Here is a 16,910-nt window from a genome sequence, read left to right as displayed (position 1 = left end):
CGTTCCCCCCCCATCAGGCAACCATCAGCTCGGAAGTCAGGTCCAGTTGCTCCACCAGAGCAGCGGGGTATTCCAGCCACTGCGGATAACCCCTCCACCCCCATGCTGTGTACACCTTGCCACGCACTTCACGTTGGAACTTCGGGTCTGCCCTGTACTTCCGTCTGCCCCGATCGATTGCGTCTTTCACGGCCCACAGCACGTCGGCACGGGCCGCTTCGACCTCACTAGCAGTACACAGGTCTAGGTCCAGCAGCGTTTGCCACACAGGCTCTGAGGCTGCGTACAGGTGGGTAATGTACTCATCCCAGTTGCCGCCGCTCGCTACCCAGCTCCAAGACGTAGGCGTGTCCACCACCGGCACCAGACTACCCGGAAGCAGCCGCTTGAGTAGGTGGTCCTCGTACCGCTCCTTGTTGATGCGAAGCCCCTGTAATGCATCGAAGGCGCCCTGGAGGATGGTTTCCTTCATGTAAGCGAAGTCACAGGCCATGACGGAGTGTGGCGACTTACCCCAATACAGCCCCGAGTTACGCTGAATCGGCTTCCACTCAGCTCCCGGCACGCTCAGGAAACTACGGTGAGAACGATCTAGAACGTCTTCGGTCTGGGCAATGTATATGCCGAGCACTCGCACCAGCGGCAGCATGAATCGGCAGTTGTCCTTGTGGCGCCCCTCGGGGAGAACTTCTCCGAATCGCTCCAGCTCTTCGGCATACACGCACAGCAGGGCACGGGTGTAGACCTCTGGCTTGAACTTGTTGGATACATCCTTGCCGCTCTGGTGGGCGTCCATCGCCTCCAGCACTTCATATTCAAGCGCCTCAAGCTCTGGTTTTGTCCAGACGCGATCCAGCCGATTCACTTCCGTACCCTTCTGCTGGCGGTTGTAGATTCGCTGGGCCGTGGCGTAGCGCTTGTTCAGCTTGATCGTGCCCGACAGCAGGTAAGCATCGAACTCCTTCCCCAGTAGGGAGCGGATTTTCTTGGCCACTGACTCATTCGTGGCACCAGCAGGAATGCTCCACTTCCTGTCCAGCTTGTGGGCTGGAATGGACATGCCAGCGTCAGCGGGAACCGGCTTATCGCTCTGTACCTGATTGTGGGCTGCAGCGCCGATGAAGAGTTGGCGGGAGTCGAGGAGGCCACGGGAACCATCTCGGCCCTTTTGACTCTGCACATGGCAGATGTTGAAGACAGACTTCTTCTCGTCAGCATCCCAGCCGTAACACTTGTAGAAGCGGTTGTACAACTCGTCATTGGCGAGCAGGGATTCTTTTGTGTGCCCCTGCATGATCTGGGCTGTACCTGCATCTTTGCACTTGCGGATGTGGTATTGGCCCTTGGCACTCTTCCACCAGCGTTCGAGCTGACTGACTACCTTGGCCTTGGCCTTCTCTACCGCCTTGACTGCTCGGGCTGCCTTCTCTTTACAGGAGCGGGAGCAGAACCGCTGGGCCTTATCGGCAATGTACTTCCTGCCTTGATAATCTGTGCCACAGGTGGTGCAAGTGTACTCACGCTGTCCGGCGTTGTTCTGTACTTCCATGTTGATCCTCGCCTATCGGGATATTGAAGTAGGCGTTGAACGCCTCGGTGATAACTACGTTGATTACGCAAGATGGGCTGTTCATCCCTCGCGCCTCCATCAGCGCGATTAACTCTTGCTTGGCCTGATCGTTCAGACTTACTCTCATGTTCTTTCCTCTTGGACTTGGTTGTTTTGACCGATATCGGTCATGCCTAGGTGTACTGGAGACATAGTGGCACTAGGGATTGCTCTGATTAGCGACGTGTACTTCTGTACTACCTCCCGCCTTCCCCTTCGCGTTTCCCCGGACAATAGAATGCCGTTGTAGCCAGAGACTTCTTTCGAAGTTTGGGCACGGGTATCAGCAGGGGTAAGGGCGGAGCCTCGGGGTAATCCCGGAACGCAGGCGCAGGAAAACCCACCGTGGCAGCGACTTCCTTTCGGAGCGGGTCAAGCGAGGTCTGTACTGGATACGGGGGTAGTTGCTGCAACCATCCTATAGACAGGATGGCGAGGGCTGGCGAATCTACAGCAAGTATGGCGGGATTGTCAACTGACGGATTGTTCCGGCATTACTTCCACCCCTTCTTCATGGCTTTCAAGTAACAATCCGCCAGATGCACCACAAAGTCTCTCAGGTCCATATTGGCGTTATAGCCGTGGGTCAGCAGTTCCTGATAGATCTCCAGCGGGAAGCTAATCGAGGTTACTGGCTTATCTCCAGTGCGGTGGCGGGTGTTTGCATCACGGTTAAGTTCAAACTTTTCTTCTTTAGTGATTTTCCTGTTCATGGTTTCCTCCAGTGGGTTAGGTTATTTGGCGTAGGCGTCGAGCAAGTCTTTCAGTGCAGCAGCATGTGCCTTTTCAGCAGCAGCGGTTTCAGCGGCGGCCTTCTTCGCTTCAACTTCCCGTGCCTTGCGTTCAAGAGTGATAGCGATTTGGCGATTTGTTTCGTCTACATTGCGCTGCCAGAGCTGGGCCAGGTATTGCTCTTCAACTTCTTTCGTAAGTTCTGCGATTTCTGCCTCTTGCATCTCGGCTGGTTTGATAAGCACTAGGTCCAAGGAAATTCCCTTCACGCCGCAGTAGCGATCCCGATGGATTTTGTAACCTGCAAGGAATTTCTTGTGCAATTCATCTAGGGCGATTACAAGCGGCTCCCGAACGAAACTGATGTTCGCTGCTTTACGCTTATTGAGTAGGCTTTCTACTCCGTGAGTGTAGGTGGCCATGGCCTCTTCTAGTAGAGCGTCGAACTCTGCCTGATCAAATTTGAAGAACTCCACTACATCGAGTCCGTATTGTTTTGTTGTGTCTTTCATATTCATTTTCTCCTGTATCTGGATTGAATTATTTGCGGTTACGCTTCTTGATGTCCGAAATCAGGCTCTGCTTTGCCCTATCAGCATCTTTGTTCTTTTGGGCTGGTTTGGTGCTGGTTGAAACAGAACTCTTCGCTGCGGGCTTCGTGGGAGCCTTGGTGGCGATCTTTGCGGCAGCCTCGGCCTTGTTCTTGCGATACGTGGTCAAGTCTTCAAGACTCGTGACCCAGCCGTCCGGAAGTGTTTCATCCAGCAGTTGGAGGAATAGGAATTCTTCAGCGGAGCACTCAACTAAATCATGTTCAGCACTGGTGAATGGAATGTCTGTGGCTCCAAGGATGGCAGTCGTCTTCTTGCAGACTTCAAGGTAAATCTTTTCAGTCATGGTTATTCCTCTGTTGTTTCGGTTGGTTGGGTTTTCTGTTCGGCTGCCTGTTGCTTTTCATATTCAGCGGCAAGTTGTTTCTGACGGTATTCGTGGGATGCCCGATAGTGAGCCATTTGACAGGCTGGCTTATCGAACTTGGCTCCTGCTCGTTTGGCGAAGAATGGTTTTCCGCACTGGATGCAAGTTAGTTTGTGGACTTTTTGGATTTTCATAGGGTGTTACTCCTGTTGTTAACGTGTGTTTGAGTTAAAGTGTTGGGGCAAAGAAAAGCCCAAACTTGCGAACATTACTGCTGGCAAGATGGGCTAAAGGAGGACTAATGCCCTCTATGGAATAGAGCTGTATGCTCTTCGACTTCCACCGTGGAATAAGTTGGCCGTTTTCCGCCTCATACGGCCAAGATGAGTATGCACAAGCAAACTGGAAAAATTCAGGAAGTCCAGAATTCTTGTTGCGGGGAGTTGGCTGGGGAAGCTTGAAGGAAACCCAGCCTGAATAGATGCCAATCATTGGCCGGATTGGCTACGGCACGCCACTGGTAAAGGAGGAAGACCAGCAGAGCAGGAGATTCGTTAATGTCCTGAAAACTCAGGAGATTGCCAGAAGAGGCGGGGGGAGATGTTGCGGAAGTTCAGCTTGAGAGTGGGGAAAAGTTCTTCAACGCTTGATAATAGTATGACATTTTTATATGATTTTGTCAAGTAAAACTTGCACTAACAACGGAGCTATGCTTGCTCTTGCGGCGTAGCTGGGAGGTTCTAGCGGAGCAACTTACCATACATCGCTCCATATACTTCAGCGGGTTGTCCAGCAGATCGGCAGCAGAAATCTCATGCACTGCCACACCATCATTGACAGCACGCTTGTACACACCGAGCACTTTTAGGTGGTACTCCGGGCTGATCCACTCCGCGTAAGCGTACACCAATTCTTCTACAGCGAAGGTACCACCATTACGGCCAACCTTTACCGTAAAGGGGTGAATTCCCTCCTTTTCCTTCAGACGTGTAATTAGCTCCTGAGTCTGCTGATTTTTCAGCCACTCCTTCGGTTTCTTGATTTCCTCGCCCCCGCTAGCCTTATGCACATCGTTCAGGCAGTAACGGCCCTCAGCATCCTGACGGACCTTGAAGCCGTCGATCACCACTTCTCGGGTTTGGTAGTCTTGCAGATTTACAACATTGGTCACGCTAGTCTCCATAAGTTGAACTCTGCAACAACGCAGACTTTGTGAAACTGCACGGAAGTGTGCAATTGTGCGAATAAGCACAGTTTCCCATACCGCTCTACAAGGCCCGCAGGAGTGTTTTAAGAGCGCCCCGCTACTACCGTATTGCTCATGCGTTGAAAGCCCCGTATACGAGCTTGTAGGGGGCTCCCTGAACATTATTGGAGTTGAATCACTGGTTTGCGTGTCTATCCACTGAAATAACGTCTCCGTCTGGGTACTGGATGCTCCAGCGTTTGTGCTTTCGGCTGTACCCGATGTACTGGACTGACTGCGGCGGATTGTCATCGGCACTCTTGTTCTCTTCGATTGTGCCGTCCCGGTGGCAGATGATCCGGAACCCGTCCAACTGGAGCAGGTTGGCCACCTTGAATCTGTCGCCATAGGCGAACCTGTAGAGTTCAGCGATGGGCACTTTCTCAACGTGGCCGATGGCGGGCAGGGAAGCTAGCTCCTGTCGCTTCGCCTTCTCTTCCGCTACGAGACTCGCATACTCGGCCAGTACATCTGGGTCGTCGGGGTCCAAGTCTACGAACTTCCGCTGCCTTGCCTTTTGCTGTCGGAGCTGGTCAATCTGGCCTTCTAACTTGATCCGCTGACGCTGTGTCTCGGGCAGCTTGGTTCGCTGGTAGGCACGGAAAGCGTGTGGACGCATGACCTCATTGAAGAACCAGCCCACCACGGGAACCGGAACTGTCTTCTGGTTGGTGCAGTTGGCGCTGTTTGCCATGCGTTTGTAGCAGCGGACAGCATCTGTCTTGCCGTTCACACCTGCCCGGAGCAATACCATGTTGGCGCCACACTCACCGCACACCAACAGGCCAGCCAAAGGGAACTTCCGGGCAACGGTAGGCGCCTGCTCGGATAGGTCGTTCAGCATCTTCTGAGCCTGGTAGAACACTTCGTCTGAGACGGCAGGTTCGAAGACGTTCTTGATCAACTCGCCCGGTATCTGGCGATTCTTGCCGTTCTCCTTCACTACCTTCACCCGTTGCCAATGGCCGATAGCAGCAGGGTTTTTCAAGGCATGACGCAGACTCTGGCGGTTGGCGAAGTGATCGGACAGTTGGTTGGCTATCGCCTTGAGTGGCGTCCCCCCGATGAACATCAGGAACGCTTGCTCGATCACTGCCTTCTTCTCGTTGCACTTGCCTTCGCTGGTGAGCCAGAACGGGTTACGGCGCTTGATCGGATTACCGGCCTTGGCCTCCTTGGCCCTTTCGGTGTAAGAGTCTGCAACTAGACCGGATAGGCGCTGAGAGAAGTCATGGGCAGCTTGAGCCTTCATTGCCAGATACAGCAGGCGGTGATCCTTCAGGCAGGTTGCATCGTATCGCTGGTTATCCTCCAGCGTGATCACCTCGATTCCTGTCTGAACTATGCTCCGCAAGTGCGTCAGAGTATCCATCGGCTCTAGACGGCTGAAGCGGTCCATTGCCTCTACCAGCACCACAGAATCAGGGGGGATACATCCGTCCTTGATGGCAGCGAGGAGCTTGCCTAGCTCGCCTTCTTCAGCATGAACACCATCGAATCCGCTGACAGCCAAGTCTTTGAACTTCCGTTCGTACTCTTTGTACTCGGGGTTACGGGCCAGCCATTCGGCCACTAGAGTTTCCTGACGTTCTTGACTGCTGCCGTAGCGCTGTCCCTCGCTGGAAAACCGTATGTACGGCACTGCGTAGCGCTTCTTGGAGGTGCTTAGGTCCACGGGAGTCTCCTTGAAAATTTTTCACTGCATAGCTTAAAGCGCTAGAGGCGGAACTTCTCCATCGGAAAACGGTGCTCCGCCGGAAAGGGCGGGCTGTAGTCGTCGTGATAGACCAGCGGCAGGAACATCGATCGGCACTCGGGGCGGGACGCAGGGCAGTATCATGAGGCTCCGAGCCCGGTTCAAGAGTAAGCCCCGTGCCCCCGATCGAACTGCATACCCCGCGCCTGCACCTGCGTGCCTGGCGCGACGACGACCTGCCGGCCTTCGCCGAACTCAATGCCGACCCCGAGGTGATGCGGCACTTCCCCGCCTGCATGAGCCGCGAGCAGAGCGATGCCCTGGCGGCCCGCATCCACCAGCACATCCGCCAGTACGGATTCGGCCAGTGGGTGGTCGAGCACCGCGGGGACGGCGGCTTCGTCGGCGTCGTCGGCCTGCAGAATGTGAACTTCGACCAGCACTTCACTCCGGCGGTGGAAATCGGCTGGCGCCTGATGCCGCGCTACTGGGGGCAGGGCCTGGCCAGCGAGGCGGCGCAGGCGGCCCTGGCGCTCGGCTTCGAATCCATGCAGCTGGCGGAGATCGTGGCGTTCACCGTTCCGGGCAACCTGCGTTCCCAGGCGGTGATGACGCGCATCGGGATGCAGCGTGACATGCAGGGCGACTTCGAGCATCCGCTCCTGCCCGAGGGGCATCCGCTGCGCCGCCATCTGCTCTACCGCCTGGGCCGCGCCGAGTGGGAAGCCCTGCAATGAACGATGCCGTGCGTGCCTATCACGAACTCAGCAAGCACCGCCCGGACCGCTTCGCGCCGGGGCCCGGCCAGCTCGACTGGGCGACCCAGCCGGCGCCCTTCCGCCGCTACAGCGGCGCGCGCGTGCTGGAGCTGTGGCATCGCCCGCTGGAAGAAACGCCGGCCTACGACGCGGTGTTCGCCGCCCCGCTCGGCGCGCCGGCGCCACTGAATCGCGCGAGCCTGTCGCAACTGCTCTACGACAGCCTGGCCATCTCCGCCTGGAAGGAGGCGGGGGCCAGCCGCTGGGCACTGCGGGTCAATCCGTCCTCCGGCAATCTGCATCCCACCGAGGCCTACCTGCTGCTGCCGGCGGGCGCGGTGGAGGAGGGCGCCCTGCTGGTCCACTACACCCCGGACGTCCACGGGCTGGAAATCCGCGGCGAGTTGCCAGCCCCCCTGGCCGAACGGCTGTCCGCGGCGTTGCCGGCAGGGGGATGCCTGCTGGGGCTTGCCAGCATCCCCTGGCGCGAAGCCTGGAAGTACGGCGAGCGCGCCTATCGCTATTGCCAGCACGACCTGGGCCACGCCCTGGTGGCGCTGGCCATCGCCGCCAGCGCCCTCGGCTGGCAGGTGCGGGTGATGGGCGGGGTCGCGGAGGAATCCCTGGATGCCCTGCTGGGGCTGGACCGGCCCGGCTTCGTCGAGCGCGAGTACGCCGATGTGCTGCTGTGGATAGGCCCGGCGCAGGAACGGGAGTTCGCCCTTGACCAGTGCCTGCTGGATGGCCTCGCCGCGCTGGAGCTGCATGGCGCGCCCAATCGCCTCTCCCGCGAGCAGCGTCACTGGCCGGAACTGGAACGGGTCCACGGACTGTGCCGGGCCCCGTGCCTGCCACCGTCCGACTGGCACGCAGCCGAGGCCCGCGCGGTTGTGGATAACCCCGGACTGCCGCTGCGCCCACTGCTGCACCGCCGACGCAGCGCCCAGTCCATGGATGGCCGCAGCGGCATCCAGGCGGACCTGTTGCTGGCCTGGCTGCGCCGCCTGATGCCGGCCCACTCGCCGGTGCCCTTCGCCAGCCTTGGCGAGGCGCGGGTCGACCTGCTGCTGTTCGTCCACCGCGTGCAGGGTCTGGCGCCGGGGCTCTATTGGCTGGCACGCGGCGCCACTGCGGAAAGCGAACTGGCCCAGGGTCTGCGCAAGGATTTCCTCTGGCAGCGGGCCAGCGACGAGCTGCCGCTGTACCGCCTGCTGGACGGCGACGCCCGTGGCCTGGCGGGCTTTCTCTCCTGCGGCCAGGAGATCGCCGCCGACGGCTGCGTCGCCCTGGCCATGCTGGCCCGCTTCGACACTGCCCTGGAGCAGGGCGCCTGGCGTTATCCGCGCCTGTACTGGGAGTGCGGGCAGATCGGCCAGGTGCTCTATCTGGAAGCCGAGGCGGCCGGGCTGTCCGGCACCGGCATCGGCTGCTACTTCGACGATGCGGTGCATGAATTGCTGGAAATGGCCGACAGTCGCTGGCAAAGCCTTTACCATTTCACCATTGGCCGCGCGCTGTGGGACGAGCGCCTGACAACGCTGCCGGCCTATCCCGAACTACGAAGACCGCCCCGGCCATGACCGGAGCGGCAGCCTTGCAGAGGAGAACGTCATGACCCAGGTGCTCGACGAACTGGTCGCGCTGCTGAGCCTCGAATCCATCGAAGAGAACCTGTTCCGCGGCGTCAGCCAGGACCTGGGCTTCCGCCAGCTGTTCGGCGGCCAGGTGCTCGGCCAGTCGCTCTCCGCCGCCAGCCAGACGGTCGAGCCCGAGCGCCATGTGCATTCCCTTCACGGTTACTTCCTGCGCCCGGGCGATGCCACCCTGCCGGTGGTCTACTCGGTGGACCGGGTGCGCGATGGCGGCAGCTTCAGCACCCGCCGCGTCACCGCGATCCAGAAGGGCCAGCAGATCTTCACCTGCAGCGCGTCCTTCCAGCAGGACGAAGAAGGCTTCGAGCATCAGCTGACCATGCCCGAGGTGCCGGGGCCGGAGAACCTGCCGAGCGAGCTGGAACTGGCGCAGCAGAATGCGCACCTGCTGTCCGAGCGCGTGCGCGACAAGTTCCTCTGCGCCAAGCCCATCGAGATCCGCCCGGTCACCGTGCGGAACCCGTTCGACCCGCGTCCGGGCGAGCCGGTGACGCACGTCTGGTTCCGCGCCGACGGCAGCCTTCCGGACATCCCGGCGATCCACAAGTACATCCTCGCCTACGCTTCGGACTTCGGCCTGCTGACCACCTCCATGCTCCCCCACGGCGTGTCGGTCTGGCAGCGGTTCATGCAGGTGGCCAGCCTCGACCATGCCCTGTGGTTCCACCGTGACCTGCGCGCCGACGACTGGCTGCTCTACGCCATGGACAGCCCCTGGGCGGGCAATGCCCGTGGCTTCTCCCGCGGCAGCATCTTCAATCGCGCTGGCCAGCTGGTGGCCTCGGTGGCCCAGGAAGGCCTGATCCGCCTGCGCGAGGACTGGAAATGACGCTTCCGGCCGCCCGGCTCGGGCGCTACCGCCACTGGGTGTTCGACATGGACGGCACCCTGACCATCGCCGTGCATGATTTCGCCGCGATTCGCGTGGCCCTGGACATCCCGCCGGAGGACGACATCCTCCACCACCTCGCCGCCCTGCCCGAAGACGAGGCCGCCGCCAAACACGCCTGGCTGCTGGCCCACGAACGGGAACTGGCACTGAACGCCCGCCCCGCCGACGGCGCCATCGAACTGGTGCGCGAACTGCACCAGCGCGGCTGCCAGCTCGGCATCCTCACCCGCAATGCCCATGAACTGGCCCTGCTGACCCTGGACGCCATCGGACTGGGCGACTGCTTCGCCACCGACGACATCCTCGGCCGCGGCGAAGCCCCGCCCAAACCCCACCCCGGCGGCCTGCTGCACCTGGCCGACCGCTGGCAGGTCCCGCCCCGCGACCTGGTGATGGTGGGCGACTACCGCTTCGACCTCGACTGCGGCCGCGCCGCAGGGGCCGCCACTGTGCTGGTCAACCTGCCGGAAAACCCCTGGCCGGAGCTGGCGGACTGGTTCGCGCGGGATTGTGGGGAGTTGCTGGGGATGGTTGGGGGGTAAGGAGTTGGTAATTACGAGCAAGGAGGCTCAATGGAACTCAAGAAATTCGCCAGGGAACTGCGCAGCAACATGACTGAGGCTGAGCGACACCTCTGGCACTACCTGCGTGGGCATCGTTTCTTCGGACTCAAGTTCAAGCGACAGAAGCCAGTGGGGCGCTACATCGTTGACTTCGTTTGTCTGGAGCAGCGCCTGGTGATCGAACTGGATGGTGGCCAGCATCAGGAACAGGCGGCTCTGGATGGTGAACGCGATCGCTGGCTGTCAGAACAGGGCTATCAGGTATTGCGCTTCTGGAATCATGAGGTGTTGGGGGAGACGGACGCTGTGCTTGAAGTGATCGCACGTGCGCTCGGTAAGCTCTGACCCTCTCCCCAGCCCTCTCCCACGAGTGGGAGAGGGGGCGGTTCGTGTTCGGCATGACCAGGTCGCGCCGATCAGGCTCCCTCTCCCGCCTGCGGGAGAGGGCGGGGGGAGAGGGTAGATGACATCGAGCTAGAGCCTCGCCGTCGAAAACGTATCGCACCTGCCCACTTGCCCGTTCTCGAACCCCATCTTGAACCAGCGCACCCGCTGCGCCGAGGTTCCGTGGGTGAAGGAGTCGGGGACCACCTGGCCGCGGCCCTGGCGTTGCAGGCGGTCATCGCCGATGGCGTTGGCGGCGTTCAGGGCTTCTTCCAGGTCGCCGGGTTCCAGCCAGTTCAGGCGTTTCTGCGCGTGGTAGGCCCAGACGCCGGCCAGGCAGTCGGCCTGGAGTTCCTGGCGCACCAGTAGGCCGTTGTCGCCTTCCACCCGTTCACCGCGCTGGCGGGCGGCGTTGACCTTGGCCGAGACGCCCAGCAGGGTCTGCACGTGGTGGCCCACTTCATGGGCGATCACGTAGGCCTGGGCGAAGTCGCCGGCGGCCTGGAAGCGGCTGGCCATTTCCTCGAAGAAGTCCAGGTCCAGGTAGACCTTGCGATCGCCCGGACAGTAGAAGGGGCCAACCGCCGAGGAGGCGAAGCCGCAGGCCGATTGCACGCCGCCGTTGAACAGCACCAGGGTCGGATCCTGGTACTGGCGGCCGGCGGCCTGGAAGACGCTGCGCCAGGTGTCCTCGGTGTCGCCGAGAATGGCGCGGACGAACTCGCGCTCCTCCGGGGTACCGGTCGGCATGGCCGACTGTTGCTGGGGATTGACCGAGGCGTTCTGCTGGGTGATCTGTCCGAGGATCTGCAGTGGGTCCTCGCCCATCAGCAGAGCGACCACCACCACGATCGCGATGCCGCCCAGGCCCAGTCCCCTGCCTCCGCCCAGGCGCATACGGCCGCCACCCATGCCTCCGGCGTCTTCCACATTGTCGCTGCGACGCGCTCGTTGCCAGCGCATGACCACTCTCCCTAAAGAATGCAAGTTATTCAGTGTTGACGCTGGCGGCTCTTGCCGCCAGCCCAGTCGTCAGCCCAGTTCCGCCAGGGGCGGCAGCAGGCGAGCGTGGGCCAGGAGCTGGACCTCGCCGCCCACCAGCACATTGCCGCTTGCGGTGACGCGCACGTCGAGCCGGCTCGGGCGGCCCAGGAACCGGCCCTGGGCCAGGGCGAAGGGCTGCTCGCGGCGCTCCAGCCCCTGGGCCACGCGCCAGGCGGCCAGCGGTCCTGCAGCACTGCCGGTGGCGACGTCTTCCACCACGCCGAGCGGGTCCCAGGTGCGGCCTTCACGGGCGTCCACATCCATCAGGAAGACGAAGGCGGCGCCAATGCCTGCCAGGGCGTCGTCCAGTGATTCGCGTTGTTTCGCCGTGGCCAGTCCGGTGGCGGTCACCGGCAGCAGCAGGTAGGGCAGGCCGGTGCTGACCACCTGGGCCGCAAAGCGGCGGTCGCGCTCGCTGCCGAAGGCCGCGGCGAAGTAGTCGGCGGCGGCATCGTCCAGGACCTGGCCGAATTCCGCAGGCCCCTGATCCATCTCGGCGTAGAGGCCCTTGCCGTGACGGCGGGTGACGATGCGTACCTGCTTCTCCGGCAGTTGCAGCAGCCACTCGGCTTCGGATTTACCGCCATGCAGCTGATGCAGCAATGCGGCGGCGCCGAGAATCGGGTGGCCGGCGAAGGGCAGTTCCTCCTCCACCGTGAACACCCGCGCGGAGAAGGCGTTGTGGGTATCTTGCGGCGCCAGGAAGATCGATTCGAACTGCTTGAGTTCACGGGTCAGCGCTTGCATGGCCGCAGGGGAAAGGCCGCGGCTATCGGGAAAGACGGCCAGGCCATTGCCGGCCAGGACACGTTCGGCGAACACATCGACTTGCCAGTATTCCATTTCAGACTCCAGGGCAATGAAAACGGCCGCACCGGGCGGCCGTTGCGTGAACGCGTGGATTCAGCGCGCAGGATACTCGTTGAGTACGCTCAGCTTGCCACCCTGGGCGACACCGACCACCTGGTAGGCGTCCTGGCGGTCACCCATTTCCATGCCCGGGGAGCCGATGGGCATGCCCGGCACGGCGGCGCCCAGCAGGTCGGGACGTTCGCGCAGCTTGAGCACGTCGCTGGCCGGTACGTGCCCCTCGACGAACTTGCCGTCCACCACGCCGGTGTGGCACGAGCCGAGCTGGTAGGGCACGCCGAGGCGCATCTTCACTGAGGCCATATCGCTTTCCTCGTGGTCGCGGACCTGGATGCCGTTGTCCCGCAGGTGGCTGATCCATTCCTTGCAGCAGCCGCAGTTGGGATCGCGGTAGACGTCCATGGTGACGGGCTCGGCGGCCTGGGCGATGCCGGTGAACAGGGTGGTGAGCAGGAGGAGGGAACGCATGTGGACTCCTTGCGGCCAGGCAGGCCGGAGACAAAGAACGGCAGCATAGCTCCGTGCCTTGCTCGGACCAAGTACAGCTCTGTTTCAGGCTGTTCCCGCGCGGCCTATGCTTTCCCCTGACCTTCGCGCGAGGCATCGCCGATGCTCTTCACCCGCATTCTGCTTGGCCTGCAGGCCCTGATCCTGGCCGTCTTCGGCCTGGCCCATTTCATCCGCCCGGAAGAAATGGCCAGCCTCAGCGGCATGTTGCTGATGGACCCCGCCGCGGTCACCGATGTGCGGGCCTGGTACGGCTGCCTGCCGCTCGGCATCGCCGCGTTCCTCCTGCTTGCGCAACTGCGCCTGCAACTGACGCGAGCCGCGCTGGACCTGCTGGTGTTGGTCTACGTCGCCCTGGCCCTGGGGCGGATCAGCGGGCTCTGGCTGGATGGCGGCCTGGGGCAGACGTTCAACCTCTACGCGCTGCTGTTCGAGGCGGTATCGGCGGTCCTCGCCTTCGTCGCACTGCGCAGGCTGGATGGCTGATATTTCCAATGGAGATGTTCAGCGGCATGGGTTTCGCTTCGCTCAACCCATCCGGCGGGGGTAGGTTGGTCTGAGCGCAGCGAAGCCCAACGATTCCGGGGATACCGAGCCGGGCGTGGCTACCCTCACCCCCAGCCCCTCTCCCTGGGGGAGAGGGGGCGAGCTTTAGCGCCGCTCCAGCAGCACGCCCGATTCCATGTGGTGCGTATAGGGGAACTGGTCGAACAATGCGCAGCGCACGACCTTGTGGGTGTCGTGGAGCTGCTGGATGTTCGCCGCCAGGGTTTCCGGATTGCAGGAGATATAGAGGATGCGGTCGAAACGGCGGGTCAGTTCGCAGGTGTCCGGGTCCATGCCGGCACGCGGCGGGTCGACGAAGACGCTGCCGAACTCGTAGCCCTTGAGGTCGATGCCGGCCAGGCGGCGGAACGGGCGGACCTCGTTCAGCGCCTCGGTCAGCTCCTCGGCGGAGAGGCGCACCAGGGTTACGTTATCCACAGCGTTGTCGGCCAGGTTGGCCAGCGCGGCGTTCACTGAGGTCTTGCTGATCTCGGTGGCCAGCACCTTGCGTACGCGGGTGGCCAGCGGCAGGGTGAAGTTGCCGTTGCCGCAGTACAGCTCCAGCAGGTCGTCCTGGCGTTCGCCCAGCACATCGAAGGCCCAGCCCAGCATCTTCTGGTTCACCTCGCCGTTGGGCTGGGTGAAGGCACCTTCCGGCTGGCGATAACGGAACACGCGGCCGGCGACGGTCAGTGCTTCCTCGACATAGTCGCGGCCGATGACGATGCGCTTGCCCTTGGAACGGCCCACCAGGCTCACGCCCAGGTCGGCGGCGAGCTTCTCTGCTTCGACTTGCCAGGCCTCGTCCAGCGGGCGGTGGTAGCAAAGGGTGATCAGCGCATCGCCGGCCAGGGTGGTGAGGAACTCCACCTGGAACAGCTTGAACGACAGCGCGTGGCTCGCCTGCCAGCCAGCCTTGAGACGCGGCATCAGCTCATTGATGCGGCGGCTGGCGATGGGGAAGTCCTCGATCAGTACCGGGGTGAACTTGTCGCCGGCCTCGAACATCGCGTAGTGGCGGGTTTCGTTGCCGGTCTCGCGCCACAGGCGGAACTCGGCGCGCAGGCGGTAATGCTCGCGGGGGGACTCGAAGACTTCCGGTTCCGGGGCGTCGAAGGGCGCCAGCAGCGCCTTCAGGCGCTGCGTCTTCTCGGTGAGCTGGGCGGCGTAGGCCGCCGGGTCGAACTGGGGACGACTCATCAGTGGAAGAAACCCATCTTGATAACGAAGAGCACGGCCAGGATCACCAGCGCCGGGCTGAGTTCCTTGAAGCGGCCCGCCAGGGTCTTGATCGCGGCCCAGGCAATGAAGCCGAAGGCGATGCCGTCGGCGATGGAATAGGTGAAGGGCATGGCCAGGGCGGTGATCAGCACCGGCGCGGCGGTGGTCAGGTCATGCCAGTCGATCTCGGCCAGGCCCGAAGCCATCAGCACGGCGACGAAGAACAGCGCCGGTGCGGTGGCGAAGGCCGGCACGCTACCGGCCAGCGGCGAGAGGAACAGGGCCAGCAGGAACAGCACGGCGACCACCAGGGCGGTGAGGCCGGTGCGGCCGCCGGCGCTGACGCCCGCGGCGGATTCGATGTAGCTGGTGGTGGTGGAGGTGCCCAGCAGGGAACCGCCCATGGCTGCGGTGGAGTCGGCGATCAGCGCGCGGCCCATCTTCGGCATGTAGCCGTCGGCGCGCATCAGGCCGGCCTTCTTGGCCACGGCGATGAGGGTGCCGGAGTTGTCGAACAGGTCGACGAAGAGGAAGGCGAAGATCACGCTCACCAGGCCGATCTCCAGGGCACCGGCGATGTCCAGCTGGAGCAGGGTGGGAGCCAGCGAAGGCGGCATGGAGAAGATGCCGCCGAACTGGGAAACGCCCAGCACGATGCCGGCGATGGTCACGGCGAGGATGCCGATCAGCACGGCGCCGGTCACCTTGCGCGCTTCCAGGGCGACGATCAGGAAGAAGCCGAGCACGGCGAGGATCGGCTCGGGCTTGGACAGGTCGCCGACCGTCACCATGGTCACCGGGTGGGCGCTGACGATGCCGGCCTTCTGCAGGGCGATCAGGCCGAGGAACAGGCCAATGCCGGCGGCGATGGCCGAGCGCAGCTCCAGCGGGATGCTGTTGATGATCCATTCGCGGATCTTGAAGATCGACAGCAGGAAGAACATGCAGGCGGAGAGGAACACCGCGCCCAGGGCCACCTGCCAGGTGTGTCCCATCTGCAGCACCACGGTGTAGGTGAAGAAGGCGTTCAGGCCCATGCCGGGCGCCAGGGCGATGGGGTAGTTGGCGATCAGCGCCATGATGGCCGAGCCGATGGCGGCGGCCAGGCAGGTGGCGACGAACACCGCGCCCTTGTCCATGCCGGTTTCACCGAGGATGGCCGGGTTGACGAAGAGGATGTAGGCCATCGTCAGGAAGGTCGTCAGACCCGCCAGGATCTCGGTGCGCACATTGGTGTCGTGCGCCTTGAGTTGGAACAGCTTTTCCAGCATGTGTGGCTCCCCGTGACGCCGTGCGTCGTTGTCATCCAGTTGGCGAAAAGAAAAGCACAAATGCACGGCGCACGCGGGCGCCGTGGCGTTTTCTCTGCCAGTCTGAAAAAAGGCGCGCATCATACCAGCTCACCCGGGAGCGGTGAATTTGTGACCGGACGGACAGCTTCGGTATCCAGGAACAGGAGAACGCCATGCAAACCCAACCCCATCTCCAGGCCTTGCTCGCCGTCGCCGAAGGCGTGGAAGACCTGGAAACAGTGACCCTGATCGACGTGCTGCGGCGCGCCGAGATCAAGACGGTGGTGGCCAGCATCGAGACTCGCCGCATGATCACCCTGGCCCGCGGCACCCGCCTGACCGCCGACACCATGCTGCTGGACGTGCTGGCCAAGGACTACGACCTGATCGTCCTGCCCGGCGGCATGCCCGGCGCCCAGCGTCTGGGCGAGCACGAGCCGCTGGGCGAAAAGGTTCGCGAGCAGGCCAAGGCCGGCCGCTTCTTCGCCGCCATCTGCGCCTCGCCGGCCATGGCCCTGCAGCCCTTCGGCGTCCTGCGCCAGCGCCGCATGACTTGCTACCCGAGCTTCAGCGACCGCCTTTCCGGCTGCACCTTCGTCGACCAGCCGGTGGTGGTGGATGGCAATTGCATCACCGCCCAGGGGCCGGGCAACGCCCTGGCCTTCGCCCTGACCCTGGTGGAGCAGCTGTGCGGCAAGGCCAAGCGCAACGAGATCGCCAAGGCGATGCTGGTGCCCTGACGGCGGACTCTTAGCGGCTTTACCTGTGGGGGCGAATTTATTCGCCAAGGGCAGCGCAGCTGCCCCTTTCACCTCACAGGGCAGACCTTCGGCCTGCTTGGCGAGTAAATTCGGGTTCTTCGCGGAGTCTGGGGGAAGAGCGAGTTGACAGTCAGGGAAGTGGGTAAATTGGCAGTCGCCAAACGAACCAACCCCCACTCCCTGCTGCCGCCGTGCATCCTATTGATCTTGCTCAATTCT

At 62.2% G+C, this 16,910-nt stretch carries 20 protein-coding genes; 7 read left to right on the top strand and 13 right to left on the bottom strand.

Annotated elements, in window-relative coordinates; genetic code table 11:
- Positions 1 to 13 precede the first annotated feature (13 nt).
- From ACFW0B_RS21695 to ACFW0B_RS21660, 8 genes are all read right to left on the bottom strand, one after another.
- Positions 14 to 1,549, bottom strand: coding sequence for a hypothetical protein (locus ACFW0B_RS21695; RefSeq protein WP_449151043.1), 1,536 nt, complete (start codon positions 1,547 to 1,549; stop codon positions 14 to 16).
- Positions 1,518 to 1,697: a hypothetical protein gene (locus ACFW0B_RS21690; protein ID WP_449151042.1), complete on the bottom strand. Its 180-nt coding sequence runs from the start codon at positions 1,695 to 1,697 to the stop codon at positions 1,518 to 1,520. Before ACFW0B_RS21690 ends, ACFW0B_RS21695 begins: the two co-directional genes overlap by 32 nt.
- Before the next feature lie 406 nt (positions 1,698 to 2,103).
- Entirely contained in the window at positions 2,104 to 2,322 is a 219-nt protein-coding gene (locus ACFW0B_RS21685; RefSeq protein WP_449151041.1) for a hypothetical protein, read from the bottom strand.
- 21 nt (positions 2,323 to 2,343) lie between these two features.
- Positions 2,344 to 2,853: a hypothetical protein gene (locus tag ACFW0B_RS21680; RefSeq protein WP_449151040.1), complete on the bottom strand. Its 510-nt coding sequence runs from the start codon at positions 2,851 to 2,853 to the stop codon at positions 2,344 to 2,346.
- Positions 2,854 to 2,881: 28 nt separating this feature from the next.
- Entirely contained in the window at positions 2,882 to 3,238 is a 357-nt protein-coding gene (locus ACFW0B_RS21675; protein ID WP_449151039.1) for a hypothetical protein, read from the bottom strand.
- Positions 3,239 to 3,240: 2 nt separating this feature from the next.
- Positions 3,241 to 3,453, bottom strand: a complete 213-nt coding sequence (locus tag ACFW0B_RS21670; RefSeq protein WP_449151037.1) for a hypothetical protein — start codon at positions 3,451 to 3,453, stop codon at positions 3,241 to 3,243.
- Between the two features lie 485 nt (positions 3,454 to 3,938).
- Complete coding sequence (locus ACFW0B_RS21665; protein WP_449151035.1) at positions 3,939 to 4,430, bottom strand: KilA-N domain-containing protein; 492 nt, start codon at positions 4,428 to 4,430, stop codon at positions 3,939 to 3,941.
- A gap of 211 nt (positions 4,431 to 4,641) precedes the next feature.
- Positions 4,642 to 6,180, bottom strand: coding sequence for a recombinase family protein (locus tag ACFW0B_RS21660; protein WP_449151034.1), 1,539 nt, complete (start codon positions 6,178 to 6,180; stop codon positions 4,642 to 4,644).
- A gap of 197 nt (positions 6,181 to 6,377) precedes the next feature.
- On the opposite strand from ACFW0B_RS21660, the gene ACFW0B_RS21655 reads away from it, so the two are divergent.
- The 5 genes from ACFW0B_RS21655 to ACFW0B_RS21635 are packed head-to-tail and all read left to right on the top strand — an operon-like array spanning position 6,378 to position 10,411.
- On the top strand, positions 6,378 to 6,938 hold the full coding sequence (locus tag ACFW0B_RS21655) for a GNAT family N-acetyltransferase (protein WP_449151033.1): 561 nt from the start codon (positions 6,378 to 6,380) through the stop codon (positions 6,936 to 6,938).
- Complete coding sequence (locus tag ACFW0B_RS21650; protein WP_449151032.1) at positions 6,935 to 8,539, top strand: nitroreductase family protein; 1,605 nt, start codon at positions 6,935 to 6,937, stop codon at positions 8,537 to 8,539. Before ACFW0B_RS21655 ends, ACFW0B_RS21650 begins: the two co-directional genes overlap by 4 nt.
- A 31-nt stretch (positions 8,540 to 8,570) precedes the next feature.
- On the top strand, positions 8,571 to 9,440 hold the full coding sequence (gene tesB / locus ACFW0B_RS21645; RefSeq protein WP_449151031.1) for an acyl-CoA thioesterase II: 870 nt from the start codon (positions 8,571 to 8,573) through the stop codon (positions 9,438 to 9,440).
- The gene (locus ACFW0B_RS21640) at positions 9,437 to 10,045 is read left to right on the top strand and encodes an HAD family hydrolase (RefSeq protein WP_449151030.1); all 609 of its coding nucleotides are present in this window, start codon (positions 9,437 to 9,439) and stop codon (positions 10,043 to 10,045) included. The genes tesB and ACFW0B_RS21640 overlap by 4 nt, the downstream gene beginning before the upstream one ends.
- Positions 10,046 to 10,075: 30 nt before the next feature.
- Entirely contained in the window at positions 10,076 to 10,411 is a 336-nt protein-coding gene (locus ACFW0B_RS21635; RefSeq protein ID WP_449151029.1) for an endonuclease domain-containing protein, read from the top strand.
- A gap of 129 nt (positions 10,412 to 10,540) precedes the next feature.
- On the opposite strand, the gene ypfJ is transcribed toward ACFW0B_RS21635, so the two are convergent.
- From ypfJ to ACFW0B_RS21620, 3 genes are all read right to left on the bottom strand, one after another.
- Positions 10,541 to 11,413, bottom strand: coding sequence for a KPN_02809 family neutral zinc metallopeptidase (ypfJ, locus tag ACFW0B_RS21630; protein WP_449151028.1), 873 nt, complete (start codon positions 11,411 to 11,413; stop codon positions 10,541 to 10,543).
- 69 nt (positions 11,414 to 11,482) lie between these two features.
- The gene (locus ACFW0B_RS21625) at positions 11,483 to 12,337 is read right to left on the bottom strand and encodes a PhzF family phenazine biosynthesis protein (protein ID WP_449151027.1); all 855 of its coding nucleotides are present in this window, start codon (positions 12,335 to 12,337) and stop codon (positions 11,483 to 11,485) included.
- Between the two features lie 60 nt (positions 12,338 to 12,397).
- Positions 12,398 to 12,832: a DUF411 domain-containing protein gene (locus ACFW0B_RS21620; RefSeq protein ID WP_449151026.1), complete on the bottom strand. Its 435-nt coding sequence runs from the start codon at positions 12,830 to 12,832 to the stop codon at positions 12,398 to 12,400.
- A gap of 141 nt (positions 12,833 to 12,973) precedes the next feature.
- Between ACFW0B_RS21620 and ACFW0B_RS21615 the strand changes: the two genes are divergently transcribed.
- Positions 12,974 to 13,357: a DUF4345 domain-containing protein gene (locus ACFW0B_RS21615; protein ID WP_449151025.1), complete on the top strand. Its 384-nt coding sequence runs from the start codon at positions 12,974 to 12,976 to the stop codon at positions 13,355 to 13,357.
- 165 nt (positions 13,358 to 13,522) lie between these two features.
- Here the strand turns inward: ACFW0B_RS21615 and trmA are convergent, their stop codons facing one another.
- Positions 13,523 to 14,617 (bottom strand): tRNA (uridine(54)-C5)-methyltransferase TrmA, encoded by a 1,095-nt coding sequence (trmA, locus tag ACFW0B_RS21610; RefSeq protein WP_449151024.1) that lies wholly within the window; start codon positions 14,615 to 14,617, stop codon positions 13,523 to 13,525.
- Positions 14,617 to 15,909, bottom strand: a complete 1,293-nt coding sequence (locus ACFW0B_RS21605; protein WP_449151023.1) for an NCS2 family permease — start codon at positions 15,907 to 15,909, stop codon at positions 14,617 to 14,619. Before ACFW0B_RS21605 ends, trmA begins: the two co-directional genes overlap by 1 nt.
- Before the next feature lie 194 nt (positions 15,910 to 16,103).
- On the opposite strand from ACFW0B_RS21605, the gene ACFW0B_RS21600 reads away from it, so the two are divergent.
- Entirely contained in the window at positions 16,104 to 16,670 is a 567-nt protein-coding gene (locus tag ACFW0B_RS21600; RefSeq protein WP_449151022.1) for a DJ-1 family glyoxalase III, read from the top strand.
- Positions 16,671 to 16,910 lie beyond the last annotated feature (240 nt).

It is taken from the genome of Metapseudomonas phytobenefica, from assembly GCF_043392685.1.
Lineage (GTDB): Bacteria > Pseudomonadota > Gammaproteobacteria > Pseudomonadales > Pseudomonadaceae > Metapseudomonas.
The sequence above is the reverse complement of the archived record's forward strand: the minus strand, read 5'-3'. Positions and strand labels throughout refer to the sequence as shown.

What these genes read in the sequence shown, in the direction of transcription:
- ACFW0B_RS21695 (WP_449151043.1), bottom strand. Translation starts at nt 1,549, where the DNA reads ATGGAAGTACAGAACAACGCCGGACAGCGTGAGTACACTTGCACCACC.
- ACFW0B_RS21690 (WP_449151042.1), bottom strand. Translation starts at nt 1,697, where the DNA reads ATGAGAGTAAGTCTGAACGATCAGGCCAAGCAAGAGTTAATCGCGCTG.
- ACFW0B_RS21685 (WP_449151041.1), bottom strand. Translation starts at nt 2,322, where the DNA reads ATGAACAGGAAAATCACTAAAGAAGAAAAGTTTGAACTTAACCGTGAT.
- ACFW0B_RS21680 (WP_449151040.1), bottom strand. Translation starts at nt 2,853, where the DNA reads ATGAAAGACACAACAAAACAATACGGACTCGATGTAGTGGAGTTCTTC.
- ACFW0B_RS21675 (WP_449151039.1), bottom strand. Translation starts at nt 3,238, where the DNA reads ATGACTGAAAAGATTTACCTTGAAGTCTGCAAGAAGACGACTGCCATC.
- ACFW0B_RS21670 (WP_449151037.1), bottom strand. Translation starts at nt 3,453, where the DNA reads ATGAAAATCCAAAAAGTCCACAAACTAACTTGCATCCAGTGCGGAAAA.
- ACFW0B_RS21650 (WP_449151032.1), top strand. Translation starts at nt 6,935, where the DNA reads ATGAACGATGCCGTGCGTGCCTATCACGAACTCAGCAAGCACCGCCCG.
- tesB (WP_449151031.1), top strand. Translation starts at nt 8,571, where the DNA reads ATGACCCAGGTGCTCGACGAACTGGTCGCGCTGCTGAGCCTCGAATCC.
- ACFW0B_RS21640 (WP_449151030.1), top strand. Translation starts at nt 9,437, where the DNA reads ATGACGCTTCCGGCCGCCCGGCTCGGGCGCTACCGCCACTGGGTGTTC.
- ACFW0B_RS21635 (WP_449151029.1), top strand. Translation starts at nt 10,076, where the DNA reads ATGGAACTCAAGAAATTCGCCAGGGAACTGCGCAGCAACATGACTGAG.
- ypfJ (WP_449151028.1), bottom strand. Translation starts at nt 11,413, where the DNA reads ATGCGCTGGCAACGAGCGCGTCGCAGCGACAATGTGGAAGACGCCGGA.
- ACFW0B_RS21625 (WP_449151027.1), bottom strand. Translation starts at nt 12,337, where the DNA reads ATGGAATACTGGCAAGTCGATGTGTTCGCCGAACGTGTCCTGGCCGGC.
- ACFW0B_RS21620 (WP_449151026.1), bottom strand. Translation starts at nt 12,832, where the DNA reads ATGCGTTCCCTCCTCCTGCTCACCACCCTGTTCACCGGCATCGCCCAG.
- ACFW0B_RS21615 (WP_449151025.1), top strand. Translation starts at nt 12,974, where the DNA reads ATGCTCTTCACCCGCATTCTGCTTGGCCTGCAGGCCCTGATCCTGGCC.
- trmA (WP_449151024.1), bottom strand. Translation starts at nt 14,617, where the DNA reads ATGAGTCGTCCCCAGTTCGACCCGGCGGCCTACGCCGCCCAGCTCACC.
- ACFW0B_RS21605 (WP_449151023.1), bottom strand. Translation starts at nt 15,909, where the DNA reads ATGCTGGAAAAGCTGTTCCAACTCAAGGCGCACGACACCAATGTGCGC.
- ACFW0B_RS21600 (WP_449151022.1), top strand. Translation starts at nt 16,104, where the DNA reads ATGCAAACCCAACCCCATCTCCAGGCCTTGCTCGCCGTCGCCGAAGGC.